The organism is Pseudomonas sp. P135, assembly GCF_020312125.1.
Taxonomy (GTDB): Bacteria; Pseudomonadota; Gammaproteobacteria; order Pseudomonadales; family Pseudomonadaceae; genus Aquipseudomonas; species Aquipseudomonas fragariae.
In genome coordinates this window covers 1-18,787 of sequence record NZ_JAGPYR010000002.1, presented here as the reverse complement: position 1 = coordinate 18,787, position 18,787 = coordinate 1, and the positions used below count along the sequence as shown (strand labels likewise).

Here is an 18,787-nt window from a genome sequence, read left to right as displayed (position 1 = left end):
CTCAGACCTCCGTGAGTACGCGATCAGCAGCGACCTGAATCGACAACAGCGCGCCATGCCCGACCACCACCTGCAACAGTTGCTCACGCGGCAGGCCACGCGCCTGCGCCAACAGCAGGCGCATGACACCGCCATGACTGACCAGCAACACGCGCTCACCGGCATAAGCCTGATGCAGACGCTCAACGGCACTCAATACCCGGTTCGAGAAATCCACTACCGGCTCGCCATTGGGAGGTGTGAAGGCATAAGGATCCGCCCAGAACAGACCCAGGCCCTCAGCATCGGTTTCCATGAGTTGCGCAGGGCTGTGCCCTTCCCAGTCGCCGAAATGCAGCTCCTGCAAGCCGGGCTCCAGGTGCAGGGGCAACGACAAGCGCTGCGCCAGCTCTTCGGAGAAACGTGCGCAACGTTGCAGCGGCGAGCTGACAATCCGCGTCCACGGTCCGCCACCGGCCACTGCCGCACGCATCTGCTGCCAGCCAGGCTCGGTCAGGGCGTCGTCGATGCTGCCGCGCAGGCCGCCGCCCCGTTCGGTTTCGCCGTGACGCAACAAGTCCAGGTGCAAGGTCATGCGGGGCGGTCCGCCACAGCCGCTTCGGCAAATGTCGCCATGCCGTTGTGCAGCTCGCACGCCAGGCGCACCAGCGGTACTGCCAGTGCGGCACCACTGCCCTCGCCCAGACGCAAACCGAGGTCCAGCAACGGTTCGGCCTGCAGCGTTTCCAGCAGATGCCGATGGCCCGGTTCGGCGCCCCGATGACCGAACAGCAGCCAGTTGCGGCAGGAAGGGTTCAGGCGTACCGCCACCAGCGCGGCCACGCTGCAAATGAAACCGTCGACCAGTACCGCAATTCCTTCCTGCGCGCAGGCCAGGTACGCACCGGCCAGTGCGGCGATTTCGAAGCCGCCCAGGCAGAACAGGCTGTTTAACGGGTCACCGGCCTGCTCGGCGTGCAAGGCCAGTGCGCGCTCAATGACGCGCGTCTTGTGCTGAATACCCTCGGCGTTCAGCCCGGTGCCCGGCCCGACCAGCAATGGCGCGGCGCACTCCAGCAGCGAGCAGGCGACTGCGCTGGCGGCTGTGGTGTTGCCGATGCCCATCTCGCCACCGATGAACAGTTCAGTGCCGACAGCCTTGGCGCGCAATACGCTGTCACGCCCGGCCTGCAGGGCGGCGAGTCCCTGCTCGACACTCATGGCCGGCCCCTGTACAAAATTGGCGGTGCCCGCGCCAATGCGCAGATGGCGCACCCCGGGCAGGTCCATTGGCGACACGGTGCCCAGATCGACCACGTCCAGTTGTGCGGAGAGCTGACGCGCCAGCACGCTGATCGCGGCGCCGCCATTGACGAAGTTGTGCAGCATCTGCCCGGTGACTTCCTGTGGGTACGCCGACACGCCCTCTGCGACGACCCCATGATCAGCGGCAAAAATCGCGATCCACAGTTGATCGACGGCCGGACGCTCACGTCCCTGCAGACCGGCCAGTTGCACCGCCAGGCGCTCCAGTTGCGCCAGTGATCCGGCGGGTTTGGTCAGTTGCTGCTGACGGGCCAGTGCCGCCTCGCGCATCGGCACATCAATAGCCTGTGCAGGCTTGAGCCACCAGGAATTACTCATAGCGCGGTTCCTTTCAACGTCAGGGGCAAGCCGGCAACGGTCAACACGACACGCTGGCAACGCTCGGCCAGCGCCTGATGCAACAGGCCGGCTTCATCGACATAGCGACGGGTCAGTTCGCCGAGCGGCACGACGCCAAGCCCGGTTTCGTTGCTGACAAAAATGATTTCACCCGGCAGCCCGGCGAGGCTGTCGAGCAGGGATTCACGTTCTTGAAGCAAGCGCTCGGGGTTGTCGAGCATCAGCAGATTGGTCAGCCAGAGAGTCAGGCAATCGACCAGCAGGCAGCAATCGGGCGCCGCCTTTTCGCGCAGCACCCGCGCCAGCTCGATCGGTTCTTCGACCAATCCCCAGTGCTCGGGACGGCGTGCGCGATGGCTGGCAACACGCTGATTCATTTCGCCGTCCAGCGGCTGACTGGTAGCGATGTAGGTCACCTTCAGCGCACTGTCGGCGGCCAGTTTTTCCGCCAGGCGACTCTTGCCGGAACGCGCGCCGCCGAGGATCAATTGCAGCATTCAGTTCGCCTCCAGGCCACACAGTTCGCGAAGCAATGGGCCGTCCAGATGCTTTTCCACCAGGTCCGCCAGACGTTCGATGTCACGCTCGCGCAGGGCGTGATAATCGACGGACTGCACGTTCGCCAACCCCGCCCAGCGCAGCAACGCGCTACACGCAGCAGGTGATTCGAACAGGCCGTGCAGGTAAGTCCCCAGCACCTGCCCGTCGGCACTCTGCGCGCCATCGCAACGCCCATCGTCCAGTTGCACGGCAGCCTGCTCCAGCGCCGGCCCTGTCGTTACGCCGGCATGAATTTCGTAACCGCTGACCTCGGCATCTTCCAGGGTCAGACGACCGCGCACATTGCGCAGTTGCTTTTCCGCTTCCAGCACCGTGCTCATGGCCAGCAAGCCGAACCCGGCACTGGACCCGGCTGCGCCTTCCAGCCCGAGTGGATCGTGTACCTGCTCACCGAGCATTTGCAGGCCGCCGCAGATGCCCATCAGCTTGCCGCCGTAACGCAAATGCCGAGCGATGGCGGTGTCCCAGCCATTGTTGCGCAGGTAGTTCAGATCGCTGCGCACGCTCTTGGAGCCGGGCAGAATGATCAGGTCCGCAGGAGGAATCGCCTTGCCGGGGCCGATGAATTGCAGATTGACCTGAGGGTGCAGGCGCAACGGGTCGAAGTCGGTGTGATTACTGATGCGAGGCAGCACCGGGACCACCACGTTCAGCACATGCTCGACCTTGTCGGCCTGACGCTGGTCCAGGCCGTCTTCGGCCTCCAGGTGCAGATCCATCACATAGGGCAGCACGCCAACCACCGGCTTGCCGGTGCGTGCTTCCAGCCAGTCCAGGCCCGGCTGCAACAAGGCGATGTCGCCACGAAAACGGTTGATGATGAAACCCTTGACCCGCGCCTGCTCGCTGGGCGACAGCAACTCGAGCGTGCCGACCAGATGGGCGAACACCCCGCCACGATTGATGTCGGCAATCAGCAGCACCGGGCAGTCGACCGCCTCGGCAAAACCCATGTTGGCGATATCGTTGGCGCGCAGGTTGATCTCGGCCGGAGAGCCCGCGCCCTCGACCACGATCACCGGATAGCTTTCACCCAGGCGCCGATGCGATTCCAGCACCGCCTGCATGGCGATCTCTTTATAGCCGTGATACGCCACCGCGTTCATGGTGGTCACGGCGCGGCCGTGAATGATCACCTGCGCGCCGGTGTCACTGTTGGGCTTGAGCAGCACCGGGTTCATGTCGGTGTGCGGTTCGAGGTAGCACGCCTGCGCCTGCACGGCCTGTGCGCGGCCGATCTCGCCGCCGTCTGCGGTCACCGCGCTGTTGAGCGCCATGTTCTGCGGCTTGAACGGCACGACCTTGACGCCCTGGCGGGTCAGCCAGCGGCACAGGGCCGTCACCAGGGTGCTTTTGCCGGCATCGGAGGTGGTGCCTTGTACCATCAGCGTGCTCATGGGTATTCCTTGCGGTATTCAAGCAGAACATCGTGCAGCCGCAGCCAGTCGGCCTCGTCGCAGGGCAGGCCAAAACGCAGACTGGACGACTCGGGGGAATCACCCTTGAACAGGCGCAGCAGCACGCCACGCAGCGCACAAAACTCATAGAGCGTCTGCGCTTCAGGGGTCACCAGCCATTGAAACAGCGCACAGCCGCCTTGCGGGGTCAGGGCGTACTGGTCGAGCAGCGCCACCAGCCGGTCGCGGGCCTGCTCACAGCGCTCACGCTGACGCGCCTGCCCCTGCTGATCGCTGAGGCACACCTGACCGATGATCCGGGTTGGCCCACTGACCGACCAGGGGCCGATTTCCTGCGCCAGCATCCTCAACAACACCGGTTCGGCCATGACAAAACCGAGCCGGACGCCGGCCAGGCCGAAAAACTTGCCAAACGAACGCAGGACGATCAGCCCGGTGCGCCACGTCTCGGCCGCCAGGCTCACGCCCGGCGTGTTATCCATGAACGCTTCATCGACGACCAGCCAGCCACCGCGCTCGGCCAGTCGCGCATGCCACTCCAGCAGGCGCTCGGCGCTCAGGTGCAGGCCGGTCGGGTTGTTGGGGTTGACCACCACCAGCACGTCCAGGCTGTCGAGGAAGTATTCGACCTCCTGCTCACCTACCTCACGCACCACGAAACCGTTCTTGCGCCAGGCATGCGCGTGCTCTGCGTAGCAGGGCGACAGAACGCCGACCCGCCCTCCGCTGCGCACCCGCGGCAGCGCCTGAATCGCAGCCTGCGAACCGGACACCGGCAATAACCGGGTCACGCCGTAATAAGTGCAGGCCGCCGCTTCCAGACCATCGTCGGTCTCGGGCAACCGCGCCCAGGCACGCGTCGGGATCTCCGGGATGGGCCACGACCAGGGTGCGATCCCGGTGGACAGGTCCAGCCAGTCGGCCAGATGAATACCGTAATGCTGCGCCGCCGCGCGCAACCGCCCGCCGTGCTCAAGCATAAAATTCAGCCGCCACGCAGATGACCAGCAGCCATAACCACACGCCGCGCTGCACCAGTTGCCAGCCGCGATCGATCGAGTCCGCATCGGCAGGCGCACCCTCGCCCAGTTGCGGACGCTGATGCAGCTCGCCGTGATAGATCGCCGCGCCACCCAGCTCGACACCCAGCGCGCCTGCGCCAGCGGCCATCACCGGACCGGCATTCGGACTGTCCCAGGCCGGAGCCTGTGTGCGCCAGCAACGCAGCGCCAGTCGGGTCTTGCCCAGCAAGGCGTAAGTCAATGCCACAAGACGTGCGGGAATATAGTTGAGCAGATCGTCGATCTTCGCCGCAGCCCAGCCAAAACGCTCAAAGCGCTCGTTGCGATAGCCCCACATGGCGTCCAGCGTATTGCTCAGCCGGTACAGCACCACGCCGGGCGCACCGGCCACCATGAACCAGAACAGCGCAGCGAACACCGCATCGCTGCCGTTCTCCAGCACCGACTCGGTGGCTGCGCGGGCGACTTCGGTAGCGTCCAGCTCAGTGGTCTGGCGACTGACCAGATAACCGACGCGCTGACGTGCTTCGATCAGATCATCACTGCGCAGCGCTTGCGCCACCGGCTGAACGTGCTCGCCCAGGCTGCGCATGCCCAGCGCGCAATACAGCGCCAGAATCTCGAGCAGCCAGCCCACGCCAGGCAACCAGCTCAGCAGCGTGGCCAGCAACGTCAGCGGCACAACAGTGATGACCCAGGCGGTAACGCCGTGACTGCGCCAGCCACGGCCGCCACTGTTGAAACGCTGCTCGACCCGACTGGCGAAGTTGCCGAACGCCACCAGCGGATGCCATCGTTTCGGCTCACCGAGCAGCGCATCCAGCGCGACTCCGGCGACGCTCAGCAGCGCCACACTCATTGACTCACTCCCCATTGATTCTCGTACAGCAACTCATGCAGCGGACGCGCCTGCGCCCAGCCTTCCATCACCAGCATTGGCGCGGGATAAAATTCCTTGACCGGGCCCAGGCAAATGATCGCCAACGGCTTGGCGCCGTCAGGCATGCCCAGCAGTTCGGCCAGCGCCTCGGGGTCGAACAGCGACACCCAGCCCATGCCCAGGCCTTCTGCACGCGAGGCCAGCCACAGGTTCTGGATCGCGCAGGACAGCGAAGCCATGTCCATTTCCGGCAAGGTGCGCCGGCCGAAAATGTGTTGCTCACGCCCTTCCATCAGCGCGGCGACCAGCACTTCTGCACAGTCGTTGATGCCTTCGACCTTGAGCTTCATGAATTCGTCGGTGCGCTCACCCAGCGCCTCGGCGGTCCGGATACGCTCTTGCTCTACCTGCGCCTGCATCCTGCCGCGCAATAGCGGGTCGCTGATGCGGATGAAGCGCCACGGTTGCATCAGCCCGACGCTGGGGGCCTGATGCGCGGCCTCCAGCACACGTGCCAGCAGCTCGGGCGCGACCGTGCCGCCGATGAAGTGGCGCATGTCGCGACGTTCGGCGATGGCGCGGTACACCGCAGCCCGCTCTTCGGGGCTGAACGCTTGCTCGGTCATGGTTTGAACAGCGCCGCGATCGCCTGAGGGCAGGAAGGAAAATAGAAATGCACGTAGGACGCGGTCAGGCGACCCAGGCGATAGACCGCTTCTGCGCCGCGCCCGCCATTGGGGCTGACGCCACGCGCAATCGGCTGCAGCTCGGTGCTGGTCAGCGAATGGTGATAAGTGTGACCGTGCAGCGTGCCCTCGGGCAGCTCGACGGCTTGCAAGGCCAGCGCGGCCAGACGCTTCTGCATGACCGCTTCACCGGACAGCAAGCCGACCAGTTCGGCGCGCACGCCCTCGACATCGGTCAAGGCTTCGAGCAAATAGAGCATGCCGCCGCACTCGGCGAGAATCGGCTTGCCGGCAATATGGTGAGCCCTGATCGAAGCCTGCATCGTGCCATTGGCGGCCAGCGCGACGTGGTGCAGCTCCGGGTAGCCGCCTGGCAGGTACAGGCTGTCGGCGTCGGGCAGCTCGCGATCATGGATCGGCGAGAAGAAGCTCAGTTCGGCGCCCATGTTCCTCAGCAGGTCCAGGCTCGCGCCATACAGAAAGGCAAAGGCTTCGTCGCGCGCGATGGCGATGCGGATGCCGCGCAGCAGCGGCTCGACCTGCACCGGGTCGGGCGCAGTAAAGGTCACGGCCGGCGGCAAGGCCACTTCGCAGGTGCTGGCCAGCGCCGCAGCCGCCATGTCCAGACGCACGTCCAGATCATTGAGCTCACTGGCCTGGACCAGCCCCAGATGGCGGCTGGGCAATTCGAAGCCGACCTCCCGGGACAGGGCGCCGTACCAGCGCAGGCCTTCGGTCAGGCTGTTCTCCAGCAACTGCGCATGGCGTACCGTGCCGACGCGATTGGCCAGCACGCCGGCGAACGGCAGATCAGGCTGATAGCGCGCCAGGCCCAGCGCCAGTGCGCCAAACGTCTGCGCCATGGCCGTGCCGTCGATCACACCGAGTACCGGCACGCCAAAATGCCGGGCCAGGTCGGCGCTCGACGGCGTGCCATCGAACAGGCCCATGACCCCTTCGATCAGAATCAGGTCGGCCTCGTCAGCCGCTTCCCACAACAGGCGACGGCTTTCATCGGCACCGACCATCCACATGTCGAGTTGATAGACCGGCGCGCCACTGGCCCGCTCGAGAATCATCGGGTCGAGAAAGTCCGGGCCGCACTTGAACACCCGGACCTTGCGCCCCTGGTTGCGGTGCAGGCGTGCCAGTGCAGCGGTCACCGTGGTTTTGCCTTGCCCGGAGGCAGGCGCAGCGATCAGTACCGCCGGGCAATCACGCGGGGCTCTCATTGCAATGCGCTCAATGATGAAGGGTTCACAGCTCGATACCTTTCTGCGCACGAATACCGGCCTGAAACGCGTGCTTGACCACGCCGATCTCGGAAACGGTATCGGCCAGGTCGATCAATTCGGCCTTGGCACCGCGGCCAGTCACCAATACGTGCTGCATCGGCGGACGTGCCTGCAGATCGCTCAGCACCTGTTCGAGGTCGAGGTAGCCATGTTTGAGGGCGATGTTCAGTTCGTCGAGCACCACCAGACCAATGGCCGGATCGCGAAGCATTTCCTGAGACACGGCCCAGGCGGCCTCAGCGGCCGCGATGTCACGCTGGCGATCCTGGGTTTCCCAGGTGAAGCCTTCGCCCATCACGTGATAGCGCACCTGCTCGGGGAAACGGCGGAAAAACATTTCTTCGCCCGTGCTGTTGCGGCCCTTGATGAACTGCACCACACCACACTGCATGTCGTGGCCCATGGCCCGGGCGAGCATACCGAACGCCGAGCTGCTCTTGCCCTTGCCATTGCCGGTCAACACCAGCAGCAGGCCGCACTCGTTGGGCGAGCTGGCAATACGCTGGTCCATGAAGGCTTTCTTGCGCTGCATGCGCGCCAGATGGCGTTCGTCGCGTTCGGGGGATTCGTTCATCTGGGCTCTCCGCTCGGGGCAGGCGACAACAGACGGAAGGACAGCACTGGACAGCACGGCAACGCCCTGCACAGAACATCACCCTCCGTGATGTCATTGAGTGATTCAGGCCGGTCTCCGGGCTCATGAGCGGGTCACCCCGGCTGCGCGCCTTCCCATGTCGAAACACAGTGGCGTCAGGCACAGCCTTGACTCATTTACCGTTGCGGGGGCAGCGCCGGGATCGGATCTGTCGACCCACACCGGCTTCCCTGTTTCACTCTGCCAATCGAGGATTGCAGAGCACCTGAAACAAACCGCGAAGGGTAGAGGGTTGGACCGGGAGCGTCAATCGACACCGTCGCTGCGGAACGTGATTGAACCTAGCGGGTTGGCGGCGCCTCTATCAGTTACTGGACCACGCCCTTGTTAATGGAGATCGACAATGTTCAAACTCAGACCCCACTACGCAGTGTTGCTGCTGGTCGCCGGCGGCCTCGCTGCCTGCGGCGAGTCGTCGAGCCTGCAAGTCTCGGATGGAACAGGCCCCTCGCCCAAGCTGCCGGAGCCCAACAAGACGCTGATTCCGACCGTCAACATCGCCCCTGCCGTAGGCTGGGAAAAAGGCGCCAGGCCGGTCGCCGCGCCGGGCACACAAGTGGCTGCGTTCGCCGAGAACCTCGACCACCCGCGCTGGCTGTATGTGCTGCCCAACGGTGACGTGCTGGTAGCAGAAACCAATTCGCCCGCCAAACCGGATGATTCCAAAGGCATTCGCGGCTGGGTGATGGAAAAAGTCATGGGCCGCGCCGGTGCCGGTGTGCCCAGCGCCAACCGCATCACTTTGCTGCGTGACGTGGACAAGGACGGTGTGGCAGAGACCCGCACGGTTTTCCTGCAAAACCTCAATTCGCCGTTCGGCATGACCCTGGTGGGCAATAAGCTGTATGTCGCCGACACTGACCGCCTGATCAGCTTCCCGTATGAATCCGGGCAGACCTCGATCAGCGCGCAAGCGACCAAGGTCGTCGACCTGCCGGGTGGCACGCTCAATCACCACTGGACCAAGAATGTCATCGCCAGCAAGGATGGCAGTAAGCTGTACGTGACCGTGGGCTCCAACAGTAACGTGGCCGAGAACGGCATGGACAAGGAAGAAGGTCGTGCGGCGATCTGGGAAGTGGACGCGGCTACCGGTAACCACCGGATCTTCGCGTCCGGCCTGCGCAACCCCAACGGCATGGATTGGGAACCGAAGACCGGCAAACTGTGGACGGCGGTCAACGAGCGCGACGAGATCGGCAGCGATCTGGTGCCTGACTACGTGACCTCGGTGCAGGACGGCGCATTCTACGGCTGGCCTTACAGCTACTACGGCCAGCACGTCGACGAGCGCGTCAAGCCGCAGAACCCGGCACTGGTCGCCAAGGCGATTGCCCCGGATTACGCAGTCGGTCCGCACACCGCTTCGCTGGGCCTGGTGTTCGCCGACGGCAAGACACTGGCTGCACCGTTCAACGAAGGCTTGTTCATTGGCCAGCACGGCTCCTGGAACCGCAAACCGCACAGCGGCTACAAAGTGGTGTTCATTCCATTCAGCGGCGGCAAACCCAACGGCACCCCGGTCGATGTGTTGACCGGCTTCCTCAACAAGGATGAAAAAGCCATGGGTCGCCCGGTTGGCGTGGTCAATGACCAGCGCGGCGGATTGCTGGTGGCCGACGATGTCGGCAACAAGATCTGGCGCGTGACATCCGCCAAGGCTGCTCAGTAACGCCGAGCGTAGAGGTTTGACGCAGAGCGTTGCACGATAGTTGAGATCATCGTTCCCTACGCTCCAGCACTCGGCGTTACACACAAGTCCTGGAGAGCCCGGAATACGTGCCTTTCAGGGTTCTGCCCGAAGGGCGTAGGAGCGAACTTGTTCGCGAAGGCGGTGTTTCAGAAGATGCATTTTCGGCGATCATACCGGCCCTTTCGCGAACAAGTTCGCTCCTACGGCCTACGGCCAGAATCTAAAGTAACGTTGAGCGCTCCGCGTGGGCGTGGGCATGCAGTTCTGGACGCTCTTGAGTGCGCGCAGAGCAATCAGCGCGAAGCGCTTAAGGCCGATTCTGCGCCAGGCTGGACGGCTGAATCACGCGTTTGGCGTTGAGATAGGCTCTCTGCCAGTAAGGCTTGTCGAGGCTGTCGAGCTTGACCGTGCCGCCGGTGGCCGGCGCATGCACGAAGCGGCCTTCGCCGACATAGATCCCGGCGTGGGACACCTGAGAACCGCCCGATGTGGCGAAGAACACCAGATCACCTGACTGCAATTGCTCGCGACGAATATTCGGTGCGCCCATCACGATCATCTCGCGTGTGGAACGCGGCAGGGAAATGCCCGCCGCATCACGATAGACATAGCCTATAAGACCGCTGCAATCGAAACCGGAGTCAGGCGTGTTGCCGCCCCAGCGATAAGGCGTGCCAACCAGCCCCAACGCACGAAACAGCACGTCTTCGGCAGCCGGAGAAAGAATCTGGGGAGGTGCAGTGACCACCGGACGCTGAACGATCCGGGGCGCTTTGGGCGGAGGCGGCGCGCTGGCGCAGGCACCTAGCAACGCAGCAACAGAGATGACTAACAGGCGCAACGCAATCGACATAACCACAACAACCTATCCGGATGCGGCTTACGCTGCCGAGAAGCTCAAAAACGCATAAAGACCCGAAGGTCTTGTGCTGCGCGTTCTATTTATTTACGCCGCTTGGGCGCGGTCTTGACTGTAGTCGAAGTCATCGCCGTTGTCTGCGTGACTTCAGGTGTCGATTTTACTGCAACAGTACCCGGGGCCATCGCCAGAGGCCGCTTGGCCTCGATGAAGGTCTTGCTCCAGTAGGCGTCATCGAGGCTGTCGATGCGCACACCGCCGCTGCGGCGACTGCTGGAGTGGATGAACTGCCGATTACCGGCGTAAATCGCTGCGTGGCTGACCTGACCACGACCGCGAGTACTGAAGAACAGCACATCACCCGGCTGAAGCTTGTTGCGCGCTACCAGAGGTGCGTTGACGTTGATCATTTCACGCGTGGAACGTGGCAGGCTCATGCCGGCCTCTTCGCGAAACAGATAACCGATGAAGCCGCTGCAATCGAAACCCGAAGAAGTCGACGTGCCGCCGAACTTGTAGCGGGTGCCGATCAGCGACTTGCCACGCTCCAGGATGCTGTCGGCCAGGGCCGGCAGTTGGTAAGACTTGTTATCAGCGAACTGGGACAGTTCGTCTTCGGTAGCGAGCTCGTCCTGCAGGACTGCCGCGTCGGCGCGACGGGCTGCGGACTGGGCATTGGCATTGATTGCGCTCTGATAGCGTGGAACTGGCTGGGCCTGTTCCTGCTGTGCGACCGGCATATTGGCCGAGCAACCGAAGAGAAATGTAACGAGTGCGAGAGGCACGAGGGGTGCGAAGCGAACAACTTGCATGGGCACAACCGTGGCTGACTAGTTAAGATGGCGAGACTATGCCTTTTATGAAGGTGATTTGCAAATTCAATCGAACTAGATGTGACTTATGAGTTCTGCCATGACATGTGCCGCGCGGTACGGCAAAAAGACGTCCATCTGCGCGCTGTGATCCGTCGGCTGCGGATTGATTTCTGCGGTAAAACCCCCGGAAACTCTGGTGCGAATGACCGGTTCGTGAATGTAGGGGAAGCTTGCGGTGGTGCCGATACTCAACACTGCGTCATAGCCTTTAGCCAGCTGTTCATGCAGTGTTTCCAGCGCTTTTTCGGGAAGCATTTCCTGAAAAAGAACGACGGACGGTCGCAAAATGCCACTACATGCCGGGCATAAGGGGGGCAAAGGACGCTGCAAGTGCTCACTCAATTGCGAATCCTCAGCACCGCAGGATTGGCAAAACAGTGGCGAGAGTTGCCCGTGAATTTCGATCAGGCGCTCCGGCGGACTGCCTGCCGCGCGATGGTAACCGTCGACGTTCTGGGTCAGTACCCAGCACTCGGGTTTGATGCGCTGCAACTGGGCGATGGCGTAATGCGCGACATTCGGCTCGCCACCCAGGCACGCCTTGCCCAGTTCGGCGATGTATTTCCAGCACAGCTCAGGATCACGACGCAGCATGGGCCCGGACAGGGCCATTTCGATAGGCAGGCCATCGTCGGTCTTGCCATTGTAGAGCCCGCCTACACCTCGATAGGTCGGCAGCCCCGAATCGGCAGACAGCCCCGCCCCGGTGATCACCAGAATCCGTTTTGCATGGCGCAAGGCAGCCGCCGTCTGCATCAACAGCGCCTGATCTACCACCCGAGGGTCTCTTTAAGGAAGGGAATGGTCAGCTTGCGCTTTTCCTGGAGTGACGCCTGATCGAGGCGCTCGAGCAATTCGAACAACGCGCTCATGCTGCGTGTACCACGCGTCAGGATGAAATGCCCGACATCGTCGGTCAGGTGCAGGCCGCGCCGTGAAGCACGCAGTTGCAGGGCACGCAGCTTGTCCTCGTCGGACAGCCCGCGCATCTGGAACACCAGCGCCATGGTCAGGCGCGATTTCAGGTCGGGAAGCTTTACCGGCAGTTCGCGGGGCGATTTGGACGCGGCAATCAGCAGACGACGGCCGCTGTCACGCAGGCGATTGAACAGATGAAACAGCGCTTCTTCCCAGTCCGGCTTGCCGACGATCGCCTGCAGGTCGTCCAGACACACCAGTTCGTACTGCTCCAGATGATCGAACAGCTCGATGCCTTCATCTATGACTTCGGCCAGCGGCAGATACACCGCAGGCTCGCCCAACTGTTCGAAACGCAGGCAGGCAGCCTGCAGCAGGTGCGTGCGCCCTACCCCGTCCTTGCCCCACAGATAGATGAGGCTTTCGGTCCAGCCAGCGTCGGCTTCGCACAGCCGCTCGACATAGCCGAGTGCAGCGGCGTTGGCGCCTGGATAGTAATTGACGAAAGTGGCGTCATCACGCAGACGCACACTCAGGGGCAGCTGAATCGGTTTCATGCTGACTAACGGCTCATGCAAACCGTCAAGGGCCTCTGTGTAAAGAGCGCAAAGTTTATACCCGTGACGCTGGTCGCACAATGCGACAGACCTCAAGCAAAATCAAAGGTTTGCGTCAGGGTGAGTGAAGCGCCGCCCAGTACGGGGCGTTTGAAGGGGCGCATACCCTCAAGGCATGAGCCTCTTCACCGGGCGGCGAAGAGGCTTGCGTCGACCTTACAGCTCCGGATCTTCCGCGCCTGCGTAGATTTCCGAGTCCTTGTACAGATCATGCATGTGCCGCACCAGCACCATGATCACCGCCGCCACCGGCAGGGCCAGCAGAATGCCGGTAAAACCGAACAGCTCGCCACCCGCCAGAATCGCGAAAATGACCGCGACCGGGTGCAGGCCGATGCGATCACCGACCAGCAAGGGCGTCAGCACCATCCCTTCGAGGGCCTGACCGATCATGAACACCGCCACGATCCCCATCATCGGGTACAGGTCACCGCCAAACTGGAACAGCCCTGCCACCAGCGCAGAACCGATACCGATCACGAACCCCATATAAGGCACGATGGCCGCCAGACCGGCAATGACGCCGATCAGCAGGCCCAGCTCCAGTCCGACCAGCATCAGACCGGCCGCGTAGATCACGCCAAGGCCGACCATCACCAGCAACTGACCGCGTATGAACGCGCCCAATACTTCATGGCACTCGCCCGCCAGCTTGACGATTTGCGCTTCACGCTGACGCGGCAGCAGGCCGCGGATCTTGCCGGTCATGATGTCCCAGTCACGCAGCAGGTAGAAACACACCACGGGAATCAGTACCAGGTTGGTCAGCCAGCCGATCAGCGCCAGGCTGGAAGCCGTCGCCTGGGACAGCACGATAGAGACGATGTCCCCGGCCTGGCCCATATGCTCGGAGATGGCGGCCTTGATCTTGTCGAACTTCCAGAACCCGTCTGCCAGCCCGAACTTGGCCTGGACCCACGGCAACGCCGCGTGTTGCAGCCAGTCGAGAATCTGCGGCGCCAGCTCGTAGAGCCGGAATAACTGCTTGGCCAGCATCGGCACCAGAATCAGCAGTAACGCCATCAGCACCAGCGTGAACAGCCCGAACACGACTACGACGCTCAGGGTTCTGGACAGTCCGGCGCGCTCCAGGCGATCCACCAGCGGATCGCCCATATAGGCCAGTAGCAGCGCCACCAGAAAAGGAGTGAGGATCGGGTGCAACAGCACCACGAATGCGACCAGCAAGGCCAGGCCGCCGATCCAGAACCAACGCCGCATATCAGTCATCAACATCCCTCAAGCCAATGGAAAAGCGTTCTTGCCGGGTTACCAGCGGAAATAAAGTTGTGGCGCGGACGCCGGAACAATCATCGGTGCGGGCGCAGGTGCCGGAACAGCAGCGGCTCCATTGGCTGGCGCAACCGGCGCAGTCGCATCGACAGGCGCAGCAGGCGGCGTTGCGGTAGCGGCTGCTTCGGCTGCGGGCACTTCCTGCAGTTTGGCCAGCGACAACTGCGAGCGTAGCTGATCGGTGCTGCCGCTGACCTCAAACACCACTTTGTCGCCTTCGACAGAACTCAGACGCACGCCGAACGGTTCGAGTAACTGAAGCAGTTGCGCATAGCGCTCAAGCGTCATGCCCTGAACCTGGATCAGCATGCCGGTCGACGCACCGGGCTTGGCAACGAAGCGCGGCGCCAGACGCTCGCTTACCGACAGCAGCACCGCATCGGCCAGCGCCTCGGAGCTGGCACCGGTCGCGCTGCCCTGTTCACGCTGATCACCCAGCCACAAGCGCCATTTGCCCTGCCACTGACCGCCATCTTCCTTAGCATGCACAGCCAGTATCGCGTCGGCGCCATAGCGCTCGGAGGCTTCCTTGAGCGGTGCAGGGTCAGTGCCCTCCAGGGTCTTCGCATTACCGATGCCCTGCTCGCTCAAATCAGCCAGCGGCAGACGCAGCGGCAGTCCGCGGTGCTGAGCGGCCTGGCGCAAGGGTTCGGCGGCGGCCTGACCGTCGCCGACCAGATTCGAGCCTTCCACCGAATCATTCAGCCACCAGCCGAGAATCGACGGACGATTGCTGCCCCAGATCGACAGACCCGCATCGCGCAACGCGCGTTCGGTGGTTGCCGGATCGAAGTCGACCAGCAGGGTCTCCGGCGGTCCGGCCTCGTAACCGTACTGGCTGATGATCTGCTGCGGGTCCTTGCGCAGCGCGGCGATGGCCGAACCCTGCACGGCCTTGGCGTCGCCGGTCAGGCGCAGCGCCAGGGTGTCGACGGCGGCCTGCGTGGCCCGCGTGCGCTCATCGGGCGACTGGCCATTGACCGGTTCGCGAACCTGATAAAGGTTGCTGACCGTTTCGGCAAGGCTGGGAAGGCTGATCAGGGACAGACAGCCGATTAGAAGAATTCTGGAAAAACGCATGGACAGTTCCCGAACGGAAAAAAGTGAAAAGAAGCTGTTTCAGCAGGTATGCAAGTCTGGGACAGACGTGAGCCACCCATCATTCAGTTCGCGCATAAAGTACACCCTAAACGTCCAGGCTCGCACTCACAGGCCGCCGGGTTGAGTTTATTTGGTGCAACACCGCCCTGTTGTCGGCGCAAGGATGGCCCCTGATGAGCAAGCCTGATAAAATCGCGCGCCTTCGCAGACCGGCAATCGCCATGGCCCCAACATTACCACCGCATGACAGCGCGGTGCTGAACGGGCCCTAACGCAGCGGTCGATACCTCCGAATCCCCCCTAAAGGCCTGGATTTTCTATGAGCAAGCAACCCTCCCTGAGCTATAAAGACGCCGGTGTAGACATCGACGCCGGTGAAGCATTGGTCGAACGCATCAAGAGCGTCGCCAAGCGCACCAAGCGTCCGGAAGTCATGGGCGGCCTGGGAGGCTTCGGCGCCCTCTGCGAAATCCCGGCCGGCTACAAGCAACCGGTTCTGGTTTCCGGCACTGACGGCGTGGGCACCAAGCTGCGTCTGGCGCTGAACCTGAACAAGCACGACACCATCGGCATCGATCTGGTCGCCATGTGCGTCAATGACCTGGTGGTCTGTGGTGCAGAACCGCTGTTCTTCCTCGATTACTACGCCACCGGCAAGCTCAACGTCGACACCGCTGCTCAGGTCGTCACCGGCATCGGCGCCGGCTGCGAACTGGCCGGTTGCTCGCTGGTGGGTGGTGAAACCGCTGAAATGCCGGGCATGTACGAAGGCGAAGACTACGACCTGGCAGGCTTCTGCGTCGGCGTGGTGGAAAAGGCCGAGATCATCGACGGCTCGAAAGTCGCTGCCGGTGATGCCCTGCTCGCCCTGCCATCGTCCGGCCCGCACTCCAACGGCTACTCGCTGATCCGCAAGATCATCGAGGTGGCAGGTGCCGATATCGAAAACATCCAGCTGGACGGCAAACCGCTGACCGAACTGCTGATGGCACCGACCCGCATCTACGTGAAGCCGCTGCTCAAGCTGATCAAGGAAACCGGCGCGGTCAAGGCCATGGCCCACATCACCGGTGGCGGCCTGCTTGACAACATCCCACGCGTACTGCCGCAAGGCGCTCAGGCTGTGGTCGACGTCGCCAGCTGGCAGCGTCCGGCTGTGTTCGACTGGCTGCAGCAGCAAGGCAACGTTGCGGAAAACGAGATGCATCGCGTGCTGAACTGCGGCGTTGGCATGGTCATCTGCGTCGCTCAGGAGCACGTCGAAGCGGCCCTGAAAGTACTGCGTGACGCAGGCGAGCAGCCTTGGGTGATCGGCCAGATCGCCAGCGCTGCCGAAGGCGCCGCACAAGTAGAGCTGAAAAACCTCAAGGCGCATTGATGCCAGCCATCTGCGAAGTCGTGGTGCTGCTGTCCGGCACCGGCGGCAACCTGCAAGCGATGATCGACAGCTTCAAGGACGGGGCCAGCCCCGTCCGCATCCGCGCGGTGATATCCAACCGCGCAGATGCGTTCGGCCTGCAACGCGCCCAGGACGCAGGCATCGAAACCTGCGTACTGGATCACACCGCGTACGACGGCCGTGAGGCCTTCGATGCAGCGCTGATCGAACGGATCGACGCCTTTCAGCCACAGTTGGTGGTACTGGCCGGGTTCATGCGCATTCTCAGCGCAGGGTTCGTTCGCCACTATCATGGCCGTCTGCTGAATATCCACCCTTCCCTGCTGCCGCGCTACAAAGGCTTGCACACGCACAAGCGTGCGCTGGAGGCCGGCGACGCCGAGCATGGCTGCAGCGTGCATTTCGTTACCGAGGAACTCGATGGCGGCCCACTGGTCGTACAGGCAGTTATTTCGGTACAGTTGCACGACACGCCCGCAACGCTCGCGCAACGGGTCCATGTTCAAGAGCACCGTATTTACCCACTGGCCATTCGCTGGTTTGCCGAAGGCCGACTGAGCCTTGGTGAACAAGGTGCGTTACTCGATAGCCAGTTACTCCCGGCCAGCGGCCATCTGATTCGACATTAGGAGATACTATGCGTCGCGCTCTGCTCTTCGCTTTCGCTCTGCTCGCATTGCCTGCCGTACAGGCCGCAGACCTTCAACCCTTCTCCGCCAGCTACACCGCCGACTGGAAACAACTGCCCATGAGCGGCACGGCTGAACGCAGCCTGGAAGCCGGCGCAAATGGCACCTGGACCCTGAGCTTCAAGGCCTCGATGATGATCGCCAGCCTGACTGAAGTCAGCACGCTGAAGGTCGACAAGGACACCCTGCTGCCACAGACCTACAACTTCGAGCGCAGCGGCCTGGGCAAATCCAAGAAGGTCGATCTGGCGTTCGACTGGAACACCAAGTTCGTCACCGGCACCGACCGTGGCGATGCGATCAAGCTGCCGCTCAACCGTGGCATTCTCGACAAGTCCACCTATCAGCTGGCGTTGCAACATGACATCGCTGAGGGCAAGAAGAGCATGAGCTATCAGGTTGTCGACGGTGATGAAGTGGACACCTACGACTTCCGCGTGCTGGGTTCGGAAAAAGTCACCACCAAGACAGGCCAGGTCGATGCGATCAAGGTCGAGCGCGTACGTGACCCGACGCAAAGCAAGCGCACCACCGTGCTGTGGTTCGCCAAGGATTGGGATTACCTGCTGGTCCGCCTGCAACAGGTCGAAACCGACGGCAAGGAATACAACATCGTCTTGCTGGACGGCACCGTCAACGGCAAGGCCGTCAAAGGCAGCTGATTGCCCTGACCGCCCGCACCACAGAGCCCCGCTTTTCAGCGGGGCTTTTTATTGGCTGAAGGCATGCGACGCACGATAGTTACGATCATCGTTCCGCACGCTCCGGCGTGGGAATGCAGGTCTCGACGCTCTGCGTCGTCAAGAGGACGCGGAGCGTCCGGAACAGCATGCGACGCGGAGCACCGCACGATAGTTGCGATGATCGTTCCTCACGCTCCAGCGTGGGAATGCAGGTCTCGACGCTCTGCGTCGTCAAGAGGACGCGGAGCGTCCGGAAAGGCATGCGACGCGGAGCGTCGCACGATAGTTGAGGTTATCGTTCCTCACGCTCCAGCGTGGGAATGCAGGTCTCGACGCTCTGCGTCGTCAATGAGGACGCGGAGCGTCCAGAACGGCATGCGACGCAGAGCGTCGCACGATAGTTGCGATGATCGTTCCTCACGCTCTGGTGTGACCCCCGAAGGTTGGATGCAACCTTTGGAGGCGTCATGGGTAAATATACAGAGCAGGCAAAACTCGC

General features: G+C 62.6%; 19 protein-coding genes and 1 riboswitch. Of the genes, 4 read left to right on the top strand and 15 right to left on the bottom strand.

Features of this window, described 5'->3' with window-relative positions; translation table 11 throughout:
* Position 1 precedes the first annotated feature (1 nt).
* From cobC to cobO, 9 genes are read right to left on the bottom strand one after another with little or no spacing between them, the layout of a single operon-like run.
* Entirely contained in the window at positions 2–574 is a 573-nt protein-coding gene (gene cobC, locus KBY08_RS02550; RefSeq protein ID WP_003404266.1) for an alpha-ribazole phosphatase family protein, read from the bottom strand.
* On the bottom strand, positions 571–1,623 hold the full coding sequence (gene cobT / locus KBY08_RS02545) for a nicotinate-nucleotide--dimethylbenzimidazole phosphoribosyltransferase (protein WP_024659855.1): 1,053 nt from the start codon (positions 1,621–1,623) through the stop codon (positions 571–573). Before cobT ends, cobC begins: the two co-directional genes overlap by 4 nt.
* Entirely contained in the window at positions 1,620–2,141 is a 522-nt protein-coding gene (cobU, locus tag KBY08_RS02540; protein WP_003404268.1) for a bifunctional adenosylcobinamide kinase/adenosylcobinamide-phosphate guanylyltransferase, read from the bottom strand. The genes cobT and cobU overlap by 4 nt, the downstream gene beginning before the upstream one ends.
* A complete protein-coding gene (locus KBY08_RS02535; protein ID WP_032653409.1) occupies positions 2,142–3,602 on the bottom strand; it encodes a cobyric acid synthase in 1,461 nt (486 codons plus the stop codon).
* The gene (cobD, locus tag KBY08_RS02530) at positions 3,599–4,603 is read right to left on the bottom strand and encodes a threonine-phosphate decarboxylase CobD (RefSeq protein ID WP_011268580.1); all 1,005 of its coding nucleotides are present in this window, start codon (positions 4,601–4,603) and stop codon (positions 3,599–3,601) included. The genes KBY08_RS02535 and cobD overlap by 4 nt, the downstream gene beginning before the upstream one ends.
* Entirely contained in the window at positions 4,596–5,504 is a 909-nt protein-coding gene (gene cbiB / locus KBY08_RS02525) for an adenosylcobinamide-phosphate synthase CbiB (RefSeq protein ID WP_111522427.1), read from the bottom strand. The genes cobD and cbiB overlap by 8 nt, the downstream gene beginning before the upstream one ends.
* Complete coding sequence (gene bluB, locus KBY08_RS02520; RefSeq protein WP_003404272.1) at positions 5,501–6,151, bottom strand: 5,6-dimethylbenzimidazole synthase; 651 nt, start codon at positions 6,149–6,151, stop codon at positions 5,501–5,503. The genes cbiB and bluB overlap by 4 nt, the downstream gene beginning before the upstream one ends.
* Positions 6,148–7,443 carry a cobyrinate a,c-diamide synthase gene (locus KBY08_RS02515; RefSeq protein ID WP_024659858.1) on the bottom strand — a complete coding sequence of 432 codons (1,296 nt, stop codon included), beginning with the start codon at positions 7,441–7,443 and terminating at the stop codon, positions 6,148–6,150. Before KBY08_RS02515 ends, bluB begins: the two co-directional genes overlap by 4 nt.
* 25 nt (positions 7,444–7,468) lie before the next feature.
* Entirely contained in the window at positions 7,469–8,080 is a 612-nt protein-coding gene (gene cobO / locus KBY08_RS02510; RefSeq protein ID WP_003393737.1) for a cob(I)yrinic acid a,c-diamide adenosyltransferase, read from the bottom strand.
* A 90-nt stretch (positions 8,081–8,170) separates the two neighbouring features.
* Positions 8,171–8,385, bottom strand: a riboswitch (cobalamin riboswitch).
* A gap of 119 nt (positions 8,386–8,504) precedes the next feature.
* On the opposite strand from cobO, the gene KBY08_RS02505 reads away from it, so the two are divergent.
* On the top strand, positions 8,505–9,833 hold the full coding sequence (locus KBY08_RS02505; protein ID WP_011268583.1) for a PQQ-dependent sugar dehydrogenase: 1,329 nt from the start codon (positions 8,505–8,507) through the stop codon (positions 9,831–9,833).
* A gap of 328 nt (positions 9,834–10,161) precedes the next feature.
* Here KBY08_RS02505 and KBY08_RS02500 read toward each other — a convergent pair whose 3' ends face one another.
* The 6 genes from KBY08_RS02500 to KBY08_RS02475 all read right to left on the bottom strand — a co-directional run bounded on the left by KBY08_RS02500 (position 10,162) and on the right by KBY08_RS02475 (position 15,496).
* On the bottom strand, positions 10,162–10,707 hold the full coding sequence (locus KBY08_RS02500; RefSeq protein ID WP_003369637.1) for a C40 family peptidase: 546 nt from the start codon (positions 10,705–10,707) through the stop codon (positions 10,162–10,164).
* An 89-nt stretch (positions 10,708–10,796) separates the two neighbouring features.
* Complete coding sequence (locus tag KBY08_RS02495) at positions 10,797–11,525, bottom strand: C40 family peptidase (RefSeq protein WP_011268584.1); 729 nt, start codon at positions 11,523–11,525, stop codon at positions 10,797–10,799.
* 75 nt (positions 11,526–11,600) lie between these two features.
* The gene (locus KBY08_RS02490; RefSeq protein ID WP_024641811.1) at positions 11,601–12,365 is read right to left on the bottom strand and encodes an NAD-dependent deacylase; all 765 of its coding nucleotides are present in this window, start codon (positions 12,363–12,365) and stop codon (positions 11,601–11,603) included.
* The gene (gene hda / locus KBY08_RS02485; RefSeq protein ID WP_003369632.1) at positions 12,359–13,063 is read right to left on the bottom strand and encodes a DnaA regulatory inactivator Hda; all 705 of its coding nucleotides are present in this window, start codon (positions 13,061–13,063) and stop codon (positions 12,359–12,361) included. Before hda ends, KBY08_RS02490 begins: the two co-directional genes overlap by 7 nt.
* 216 nt (positions 13,064–13,279) lie before the next feature.
* Positions 13,280–14,353, bottom strand: coding sequence for an AI-2E family transporter (locus tag KBY08_RS02480; protein ID WP_003404282.1), 1,074 nt, complete (start codon positions 14,351–14,353; stop codon positions 13,280–13,282).
* Positions 14,354–14,392: 39 nt separating this feature from the next.
* Positions 14,393–15,496 carry a DUF2066 domain-containing protein gene (locus KBY08_RS02475; protein WP_057457589.1) on the bottom strand — a complete coding sequence of 368 codons (1,104 nt, stop codon included), beginning with the start codon at positions 15,494–15,496 and terminating at the stop codon, positions 14,393–14,395.
* 340 nt (positions 15,497–15,836) lie between these two features.
* Between KBY08_RS02475 and purM the strand changes: the two genes are divergently transcribed.
* Genes purM through KBY08_RS02460 form a run of 3 tightly spaced genes read left to right on the top strand, consistent with a single transcriptional unit; the run spans position 15,837 to position 18,267 of the window.
* Positions 15,837–16,895: a phosphoribosylformylglycinamidine cyclo-ligase gene (purM, locus tag KBY08_RS02470; protein ID WP_011268588.1), complete on the top strand. Its 1,059-nt coding sequence runs from the start codon at positions 15,837–15,839 to the stop codon at positions 16,893–16,895.
* Positions 16,895–17,545: a phosphoribosylglycinamide formyltransferase gene (gene purN / locus KBY08_RS02465; protein WP_011268589.1), complete on the top strand. Its 651-nt coding sequence runs from the start codon at positions 16,895–16,897 to the stop codon at positions 17,543–17,545. Before purM ends, purN begins: the two co-directional genes overlap by 1 nt.
* A gap of 8 nt (positions 17,546–17,553) precedes the next feature.
* A complete protein-coding gene (locus tag KBY08_RS02460) occupies positions 17,554–18,267 on the top strand; it encodes a DUF3108 domain-containing protein (RefSeq protein WP_003369623.1) in 714 nt (237 codons plus the stop codon).
* Positions 18,268–18,787: the final 520 nt, after the last annotated feature.

Coding starts and splice junctions, on each gene's coding strand:
- cobT (WP_024659855.1), bottom strand. CDS start 1,623: ATGAGTAATTCCTGGTGGCTCAAGCCTGCACAGGCTATTGATGTGCCG.
- cobU (WP_003404268.1), bottom strand. CDS start 2,141: ATGCTGCAATTGATCCTCGGCGGCGCGCGTTCCGGCAAGAGTCGCCTG.
- bluB (WP_003404272.1), bottom strand. CDS start 6,151: ATGACCGAGCAAGCGTTCAGCCCCGAAGAGCGGGCTGCGGTGTACCGC.
- purM (WP_011268588.1), top strand. CDS start 15,837: ATGAGCAAGCAACCCTCCCTGAGCTATAAAGACGCCGGTGTAGACATC.
- cobD (WP_011268580.1), bottom strand. CDS start 4,603: ATGCTTGAGCACGGCGGGCGGTTGCGCGCGGCGGCGCAGCATTACGGT.
- purN (WP_011268589.1), top strand. CDS start 16,895: ATGCCAGCCATCTGCGAAGTCGTGGTGCTGCTGTCCGGCACCGGCGGC.
- KBY08_RS02500 (WP_003369637.1), bottom strand. CDS start 10,707: ATGTCGATTGCGTTGCGCCTGTTAGTCATCTCTGTTGCTGCGTTGCTA.
- KBY08_RS02535 (WP_032653409.1), bottom strand. CDS start 3,602: ATGAGCACGCTGATGGTACAAGGCACCACCTCCGATGCCGGCAAAAGC.
- KBY08_RS02480 (WP_003404282.1), bottom strand. CDS start 14,353: ATGACTGATATGCGGCGTTGGTTCTGGATCGGCGGCCTGGCCTTGCTG.
- hda (WP_003369632.1), bottom strand. CDS start 13,063: ATGAAACCGATTCAGCTGCCCCTGAGTGTGCGTCTGCGTGATGACGCC.
- KBY08_RS02475 (WP_057457589.1), bottom strand. CDS start 15,496: ATGCGTTTTTCCAGAATTCTTCTAATCGGCTGTCTGTCCCTGATCAGC.
- KBY08_RS02505 (WP_011268583.1), top strand. CDS start 8,505: ATGTTCAAACTCAGACCCCACTACGCAGTGTTGCTGCTGGTCGCCGGC.
- cobO (WP_003393737.1), bottom strand. CDS start 8,080: ATGAACGAATCCCCCGAACGCGACGAACGCCATCTGGCGCGCATGCAG.
- KBY08_RS02515 (WP_024659858.1), bottom strand. CDS start 7,443: ATGAGAGCCCCGCGTGATTGCCCGGCGGTACTGATCGCTGCGCCTGCC.
- KBY08_RS02460 (WP_003369623.1), top strand. CDS start 17,554: ATGCGTCGCGCTCTGCTCTTCGCTTTCGCTCTGCTCGCATTGCCTGCC.
- cbiB (WP_111522427.1), bottom strand. CDS start 5,504: ATGAGTGTGGCGCTGCTGAGCGTCGCCGGAGTCGCGCTGGATGCGCTG.
- cobC (WP_003404266.1), bottom strand. CDS start 574: ATGACCTTGCACCTGGACTTGTTGCGTCACGGCGAAACCGAACGGGGC.
- KBY08_RS02495 (WP_011268584.1), bottom strand. CDS start 11,525: ATGCAAGTTGTTCGCTTCGCACCCCTCGTGCCTCTCGCACTCGTTACA.